Raw genomic sequence first — 7,941 nt, forward strand, 5'->3', positions numbered from 1 at the left:
CCCCACAGCACGTCTACAAAACGTCACCGATCACAACGTAGCGTGATCTCTGCGCGGCCCTGACCTGCCCCCGCGTCCGCCGCTCGTTGATGGTGTTCAGGGGGAGCACTACCACGAAGTAGATCACTGTAGCGACTGAGAGGAATGCGATGACGCTGTTGATGAACTCGCCGTACCGAAACACGCTGCCGTTGATGGTGAAGGTGAGGGCCGAGAAGTCGGGTTTGCCGAAGATCGCGGCGATCAGCGGGGTGAAGATGGTCTTCACCAGCGACGTCACCACTGCGGTGAAGGCGGTACCGACCATGACCGCGACCGCCAGGTCGACGACGTTCCCTTGCATCAGGAACTGCCTGAAGCCCTTCATGTGGCGTCCCCCCTGAAATATGTGCCTGATGACATGGGAGGATATCGACGCAGATCAGTGGGTGACCGGCGAGGTACCTGGCCGATCCCTCTACGCCTTCGGGGGGCTACTGCCAACTAAGCTCGCGCAACGTCGACGCAACGCCGTGGTACACCGGTGGGACGGGTGGACGCAAGCGGAGCTCGGGATCGGAGGTCGTCTGGTGACGGACGGTGTGCGACGGACCGAGTGGGACGACGACGACCGGCAGTCTCCCTACTATCAGGGGAGCGGTAGGGGTCCCTCGATGGAACCGTACCAACAAGCGGGGCCGGATCCGCGTCCGCGGCCTAGCGGCTACGGCCCTCCGACCGGGCCATATGACGCCGCTGGACCGGTGACCGGGTCCTACCACCCGGTACCGGCGAGCCATGGCGATCCCCGCCATGGCAGTCCACGTCAGGGCGGTTCGATACAGCCCGAGGATATCGATTCCCCGTCCACCGGCACCTCGATGCGCCGGGCGCTCGTCCCGCCCGCTCGGACCGCTCGGACCGAGGGCCTGCGGTCCCGAGTCGTTCCTGGTTCCACTCCCGCACCCGCACCCGGTTCCACTCCCGGGCGTCGACCACCCGGATGGGCTACCGATGGAAGGTCGGCTCCACGAGGTGGACCGGATCGGCCGAATGAGGTCGGTCTGCCGCGGGCCAGAACGGCGATGCCGACACGTCGGGCCGACGGTGCCTCCACAGGCGGTCCGCCGACCGGCGGCGCCGGGATGAGAGACGGTGGAACAGGCCCGCGGATGCCCTACGGCAGGGATGCCGGCGACGACCTCGGACTCGACCGACGCCATGCCGACCGAACCGATCCTGATCGGCCTGATCGGCCCGAGGCTTACCCGCCGGGCGTGGGGCGGAGCCGGCCGAGTCCGGCGCGGTTCGGAGCCGATCAGCGGGTCGCGGCGCGTCGCTCGGGGAGCCTGGCCTCCGCCGCGGGCACAGCCGATTTCCCCGACGATGACGACGCTCGCGATTCCCGACAGGGAGATCGTGATTCCGACACCATGCCTTTCCTGCATCGGGTCGGGGTGGCCCTGGTGGTGCTGGCCGTGGCACTCGGGGTGGGCGTCGGGGCCGGTGCCGTCTGGGAAAAGGTCCGGCCCAGCGGCCGGACCGCCAATGCGGCCCCGGCGCCGACGGCAGCATCGTCCGGCGGCCCCGCAGCGGCCGCGCCCAGCCCAAGCACAGGGGCGGCTGGCGGTCAGGCGGCTGGCGGTCAGGCGGCCGCGGGCCAGATCGCGGTGCCGGCGGACTGGACCTCGTTCACCGACACCGTGCAGAAGGCCACCTTCTCCCACCCGCCGGTGTGGAAGCAGCGGCGCGACAACACCGGCATCTTCTATGGCGAGCCCGGCACCGTCTCGGAGTACGGACCGCAGATGATCGGGGTGGCCCGGGTCGCGGTGCGCGATCCGGTGGCAGCGCTCACGCAGGTCCAGTCCGCCGAGTTCAACACGGTCCCCGGTCTGACCAGGGACCATTCCGGTCCGGCGACGGACACCAGCGATCAGCCCACCCAGGAACTTGCCGGCTCGTACGACCGGGAGGGGCAGCGGGTCTCCTACCTCATGCGCACGGTGTCGGTGGCCGGTGCCGTGTACGTGCTCATCGCGCGAGTGTCGACCAACGTCCTGGCGTCGCTCAACACGCTGATGGGCGCACTGCGGTCGTCGTTCGCGCCGGCCTGATCCGTCCCCGCCGGTTGGCCGTCATGGGTCACATCCGTGGGCCGGGCCGCGCGGAACGGGCCGGAGCCAGCAGATTCCAGATCATCCTGCCCGTGGCGAAGGCGGCCGGTCCGGAGACGGCAGGCCAGCCGTGGGCCAAGGCGGGCAGCAGGAACTGCACGACCCGGGCCGAGGAGGCACAGGGGGTCTCCTTGCGCAGGGCGACGGCCGGTGACGTCACTGCGGTCGAATTCGCGGGCACACCCGGGACGGCGCTCGGCATCGGGACCCGCGGGGCGGCGTTCACCGGCGCGCTTGCCGGGTGCACCGGGGGCACGGCGACGGGCGTGGCCACGTCCGCATCCGTTCCAACGCTCAGCGCGGACGGTGATGCCACCGGAGCGTGCCATGGCACGCCGGTCGAATCCGTGAGGACAGTGTCCGTAGGCCGGCTCGGGACGGGGCAGCGATCCACCGACCGGAACGGGATCATGCTCTCCTCGACCGACGTGATCGCGGTCCGTAGCACCGGCGACCAGGGGGTCCCCTGGTAGGGTATATGGCCGTCCGCCCCGCCGTGGACGTCCACGACGGTCAGCGGGGCGCCCGGATGGCAGTCCGACACCTGACGGCTGGCCGCCACGACGGCGATGCCCGCGAGTTCGTCTCCGTGTTCGCAGGCGTACCGGTAGGCCAGCATGCCACCGTTGGACAGACCGATCAGGCTGACCCTGTTCCGGTCGATCGGGTAGTGCTCGCTGAGATGCGCGATCAACGCGCGTAGCCAGCCGACGTCATCGGTATGGTTGGTCACGGCGGGGTCGCAGCAGGTTCCAGCGTTCCATGCCCTGTTGAGGCCGTCCGGGTACACGACGGCGAGGCCGGCGGTACGGGCGAGGCCGTCCAGGTCCCAGTGCTGCTCGGGATCCGTGCCGTCGTAGTAGAGGCTGTGCAGTGCCACGAGCAGGGGATAGGGCTTCGGGGCGTCGGACGGGGGCAGGGTCACCCGGATGGGGGCGCCCCGTCCGGAGCGTTCGAATGCATCGGGACCCGTGGTCGGCGCCGGGGTGGCGGCCAGGACCACATGACCACGTCGGGGACCCTCCAGCACGCCGCAGCCGGACGTCGTCAGCAGAAGGGAAACCAGGAGGGCGAGGAGCCAGGCCGCGGCGACGCGGCGGCGACGGACGGCTGGCACGAGGGCCATTCTGGCGCGTGTCCAGCGCCCCGGGCGTCACCGGTGTCGGTGATTGCTCTTCGTGTTCGATCTACTACGAGCGAGATCGCCTTCGGGGGCGCGGACCACATTGAGTCTGGGACGATCCGCGTCGGAAGGTACCCAGCGGCCCGATGACCGTGCCTCCGTGTTCTCCGCGGCCGTGCGGTAACGGTCGAACGCCTCCTGAGCACGGCTTTCCAGATCGTCCACGAGAGCGAGTGACTCGCGTACCCGCCGCTCTCCGGCGGGACCGGCGGCGAGCAGGTCCGACAGACAGTTGTCCACGGCACGCCGCGCCGCCAGCCAGCCGAGGAGCAGTCGGGAGCGCTCCATATCCGAGAGCTCGTCCACCGAGATGTCCCTCCGCTCGCCACTCGTGACGTTGATGAGGTGCCCGCCGTGAGGATCGGCCACATGCGGACCGATCCGGCGGGGTCCCCTGGCTGGGTCAGGTGTCCGGGTCAGGGCGATATGCGTGGTCGAGGTCAGTGACCGACTTTTACCGTCCGTCCTCTTCCAGAGTGCCCCACCTGGGGCCCGAACGCGCCGCAGTTCGCCGAACGCACACCCACCAGTCGACGCGACCGGGACGTGGGGGACGGACCACACGTTACGTGGGTCCCCCCGGAAGCGGTCGGCCGGCGGTCGGCGGGGGCTCGTCCACCGCGGACGGTGGAGGCCGTTCGGAGGAGCCGGTTTTGGACAGTGGTCCCTCACCCGGTGGCGGGATTGGGGGTCGGGGCGAGGCGACGGCCGGTGGGGGCAGCGGCCGTTTCGGCGCGTGTGCCGGGGAGTCTGTGTGTGCCGGGGAGTCTGTGTGTGCCCGGGAGTTGTGGGGACCGGTGGGACCGGCGGGACCCGGGAAGCCGTGGGGTGTGGACGAGCGGTGAGAGACCCACGATACCTGGGGCACCGTGGTGGGGCGGCGATCGTGCCACTTCGCTCGAGCCTCGGCGGCGGTGTCCTCGACATGATCGAGGATCTCCTCCCATCGGATCTGCATGGGTCGAATGAGGCCGCCTCCCACGCCGACGACGATCACACCGGTGAGGGAGGCCAGGATCGCCCAGAGGAGCGGTGTGGTGACCGACGTCGCGAGTCCCACCTCGTCCAACGCCGCCTTGCCGAAGGCGACCACGAGCACGGTGGCCACGATGTTGCCGGCCGCCCGTCCGTACGCGAGGTCGCGTAGTGCCTCCGTGACGAAGGTCTGGACGACCCGGGCGAGGCCGACCCCGATCATGATGACCAGCGTCGCGAGCAGGATATGGAGCAGCAGAGCGAGTAGATCGGTCACGGTGTCCTCGGCCGCGTTCGGTCCGAAAACCCCCAGCGCGATCCGCAGCACGCCGAGCAGGCCGATGCCCATGAGCACCCGCAGCCCGCCCGCCCGCACGCTCGGGGCTGGCTGGTGCAGTAGCCGCGGCAGGCCGGCGCGATCGATGATCCGATCCAGGCCGGCGCGTTCGGTCAACCGGGTGACGAGGTGCGTACCCGCCCGAACCAACAGCCAACCGAGCAGACAGATCGCGAGGAAGAGGCCAGTTTTCGGGGCTGTCGCGGCGATTTGCGACCAGGCGTCGGAGAAGCCCCGATCCCACTCCACGGCAAGCGTCACCCGTACAGCACAACAGCAAACACTGTGTAGTTGAATGATGACACGCCGCTATTTTGTGGGGGTGGCCCCGTGGTTTGCCCCGACCGCCGGGGGCCAGATATCCGGCCTCGGCACCCCCGGCGGTCGGGGCACCCCCGGCACCGGGTTCCCGGCACAACCGGGTCTCCCAGGGCTCGTGCGGACGGGCGAGGGCCCGTCCGGTTGAATCGGTGGATGAGCATGCAGCCCGTACACATACCACCACGGGCGGATCTGCCGACCCTGGCGGCGGCGGCTGCCGAGTGCCAGGGATGCGACCTCGCACAACTGCCCGGCACCCGCACGGTCTTCGGGGTCGGCCCCGCGCATAGCTGGCTCGCCCTCGTCGGCGAGCAGCCGGGCGACATCGAGGACCGGCGGGGTGTGCCGTTCGTGGGCCCCGCCGGCAAGCTGCTCGACCGGGCCCTCGGCGAGGTGGGACTCGACCGTGCCGAGGTGTACACGACAAACGCCGTCAAGCACTTCCGGTATCGCACCGGCAACGGTCCGCGGCGGATTCATCAGACCCCGGACCTGCGGCATGTCACCGCGTGTCGTCCCTGGCTATCCGCGGAGCTCAACCTCGTTCGGCCGGCGATCGTCGTGATCCTGGGGGCTACGGCAGGCATGTCGCTGCTCGGACCGTCGTTCCGGGTGACGAAGATGCGTGGCCGGCTGCTCCCCGGGCCGGCAGGCTCCGGGGCTCAGCTGCTCGCCACGCTGCATCCCAGTGCGGTGCTACGGGCGGATCCCGCCCGCCGTGACGAGGTCTACGCCGGATTCGTCGACGATCTGCGGATCGCCGCGGCGGCCCGTCCCACCATGGACCCGTCCGCCTCGGTGGACGCATAGTCCGTCCGGGCCCCGGCGATCCTCCACCGGGAAGGGCCTCGTTACCGATCTTCGTCTAGGCGACGATGTCGATCGGCGTGCCGAGGGGAACGGTCTGGGCGAGTCTGGTGATCGCGTCGTTGCTCAGGCGGATGCATCCGTGGCTGACGTCCTTGCCGATGAGCTTTGGTTCGTTCGTCCCGTGCACGCCGATGACCGGCTTGTGGCCGCCGAACGAGCTGAGTGATGTCGAGAAGCCGTTGAGCCCGAAGGCATACGGCCCGTACGGACCGTTCGGATCACGCGGCTTGAGCAGCTCCATGAGATAGAAACGCCCGCCCGGCGTCGGGGTGTCGGCGGTGCCGATCCCCACCGGCTCCTCGGCGATCTGCGTCCCGTTGCTGAACACCTGGAGTCGGTGCCTGCTGCGGGAGACAACCAGCCGGTACGGCGTCTCGGACGCGGTGACCTGGTCCGCCTTCAACCATCCGGTGCTGCCGTTCGGCTGCACCGGCAGCAGTACCTGCCACCATCCCGACAGCTTGGCCTGGACGAGGAAGACCCGCCTGACGCCGTTCTCATTCGGACTGGCCAGAGTGGAGGAGGGTTGGGTGTCGGTCGGGGCGCTGTAAACGTCGACGCTGGCACCCACGGCCGTGACCACGGTGCTCTTTCCCTGGCCGAGTCCGGCGGCGGCGGCGAGCTGGTTGCGCACCTGCGGGGAGAGATCGGTGGATGCGTTCCTGGCGCCGTCGCCGCAGCCGGTCAGCACGACGCCACCCAGGATGGCCGCGAGGGCGCTCGCAGCCATCCTGGGACCAGGTCCGGAGCTCATCGCGTGTAGTGCGGATCGGCCGGGACGGCGCTCGTGGCGGCGGGCACCGCGACGGGCACCGCGACGGGTAGCGGAGCGGGCGGTGCGAGCGGCGGCGGGGCCGATCCGCCCGTGCAGTTGGAGACACCGACCGTCGGCACGGTCACGAGCAGAACCTTGGTCCTGGCGTCCCAGGGGGAGCCGATTACCGCGAGTGCCTTCGAGGGGAGGTCAACGGTCTGCTTCGGCCCGATGTCCAGAATCCCGCCGTGCAGGCTGGTGTCGAACCAGCCGAATCCAAAGGCCTTGTCCGCGGTGTTCTTTAGTTTCCATGAGGGGACGGAGTCGTCGCAGGTGAAGGTGAGGAACAACGGGTTGACGTCCATGTCGTCGATGCTGTTGATCTGCTTGTCCAGCGGGACCTTGAAGGGCAGCAGGTCGAGGAAACCATCGAGTGTCGGCTTGCCGGTGCCGGTGGTCGGGGTCGCGGAGGACGTCGCGCTCGCCGTCGCGCCCAGAATCAGAGCCGCGGCGTCGGTGGGCGTGGCGCTCGGCGTGGCGCTCGGATCGAGGCTCGGAGTGGCGGTCGGGCCGGCCGACCCGGTCGGCTTGCCCGCCGAGTCCAGGCCGGCCAACGGCCCTGTCTTCGGGGTCGCCGTCGGGGTGTCGGAGACGAGGGGGGACGGACTCGACTGGGTGACGGCGGCCGTGGCCGTCGCGATGGCGGTGGGCGACGGTTCCGGAGTTTCGGCGAGCGCCGGGGAGGCCAGTGCGATGGTCGCCATGCCGAGAACGCCGGCCACCGCGGCACGCATTCTGGTGATACGCATAAATCCGTCTCCTCGACGTGTGCCGAGCACGTTGATTGCGGGTAGGAGCGATTGCAGCCAAGAAGGTAGCAACGCGCCGTTCGTCCCCGGCGGGCCGGGTCCGGCGTAGCGGAACTGTTGGGTCGAAGAGGGACGGAGGACGGGCGCGACCCCTTTGTCGATCATGGAGTTCTCGACACTTCATGATCGCCAGGGAAGGGGAATGGGCCCGGGACGCCCGCACCGGGCGGCGTTGGAAAGAGCTGCCGAAGCCTGGATCCAGGCTCACTGGCGGCCCTCGACGCCGCCCCGCACCGCCCGGCATGGCGGGCGGGCCGGGTACAGCGCGTGCTCACGGTAGATGGAACGACGATGCGCCCCCAGCACGGCAGCCGCCACGTGCACCTGCCCGAAGTCCTCGCCCACGCCCGCGGCGTGCTCCTGACACAGGTCGACGTCGACGAGAAGACCAACGAAATCCCTTTGTTCTCCGCGGTTTAGACCAGATTCCTGAGGTGAGGATTTCCGGTGTGGGCTGGGTCGGTTGCAGGCGTGGC

Annotated in this window: 8 protein-coding genes and 1 pseudogene; 2 read left to right on the forward strand and 7 right to left on the reverse strand. The window is 69.5% G+C overall.

Features of this window, described 5'->3' with window-relative positions; genetic code table 11:
- Positions 1-61 precede the first annotated feature (61 nt).
- Positions 62-367: pseudogene (gene mscL, locus AC08ON_RS13665) on the reverse strand (large conductance mechanosensitive channel protein MscL); the annotation flags it as partial.
- Between the two features lie 1,045 nt (positions 368-1,412).
- Here mscL and AC08ON_RS13670 point away from each other — a divergent pair.
- Positions 1,413-2,096 (forward strand): hypothetical protein, encoded by a 684-nt coding sequence (locus AC08ON_RS13670; RefSeq protein ID WP_476608470.1) that lies wholly within the window; start codon positions 1,413-1,415, stop codon positions 2,094-2,096.
- A 28-nt stretch (positions 2,097-2,124) separates the two neighbouring features.
- On the opposite strand, the gene AC08ON_RS13675 is transcribed toward AC08ON_RS13670, so the two are convergent.
- The 3 genes from AC08ON_RS13675 to AC08ON_RS13685 all read right to left on the reverse strand — a co-directional run bounded on the left by AC08ON_RS13675 (position 2,125) and on the right by AC08ON_RS13685 (position 4,912).
- A complete protein-coding gene (locus tag AC08ON_RS13675; protein WP_476608469.1) occupies positions 2,125-3,282 on the reverse strand; it encodes a CE1 family esterase in 1,158 nt (385 codons plus the stop codon).
- 27 nt (positions 3,283-3,309) lie between these two features.
- Positions 3,310-3,708, reverse strand: a complete 399-nt coding sequence (locus tag AC08ON_RS13680; protein WP_476617098.1) for a hypothetical protein — start codon at positions 3,706-3,708, stop codon at positions 3,310-3,312.
- Between the two features lie 196 nt (positions 3,709-3,904).
- Positions 3,905-4,912, reverse strand: a complete 1,008-nt coding sequence (locus AC08ON_RS13685; RefSeq protein WP_476617099.1) for a membrane protein — start codon at positions 4,910-4,912, stop codon at positions 3,905-3,907.
- 213 nt (positions 4,913-5,125) lie between these two features.
- On the opposite strand from AC08ON_RS13685, the gene AC08ON_RS13690 reads away from it, so the two are divergent.
- Positions 5,126-5,782: a UdgX family uracil-DNA binding protein gene (locus AC08ON_RS13690; protein WP_476608488.1), complete on the forward strand. Its 657-nt coding sequence runs from the start codon at positions 5,126-5,128 to the stop codon at positions 5,780-5,782.
- A 55-nt stretch (positions 5,783-5,837) separates the two neighbouring features.
- Here the strand turns inward: AC08ON_RS13690 and AC08ON_RS13695 are convergent, their stop codons facing one another.
- The 3 genes from AC08ON_RS13695 to AC08ON_RS13705 form a co-directional block, all read right to left on the reverse strand.
- The gene (locus tag AC08ON_RS13695; RefSeq protein ID WP_476608489.1) at positions 5,838-6,572 is read right to left on the reverse strand and encodes a L,D-transpeptidase; all 735 of its coding nucleotides are present in this window, start codon (positions 6,570-6,572) and stop codon (positions 5,838-5,840) included.
- Positions 6,573-6,592: 20 nt separating this feature from the next.
- Positions 6,593-7,405, reverse strand: a complete 813-nt coding sequence (locus tag AC08ON_RS13700; protein WP_476608490.1) for a hypothetical protein — start codon at positions 7,403-7,405, stop codon at positions 6,593-6,595.
- A 264-nt stretch (positions 7,406-7,669) separates the two neighbouring features.
- A partial coding sequence (locus tag AC08ON_RS13705; protein ID WP_476617100.1) for a hypothetical protein occupies positions 7,670-7,941 on the reverse strand: 272 nt, incomplete at its 5' end.

It is taken from the genome of Frankia sp. CoWAU3 (genome assembly GCF_977971855.1).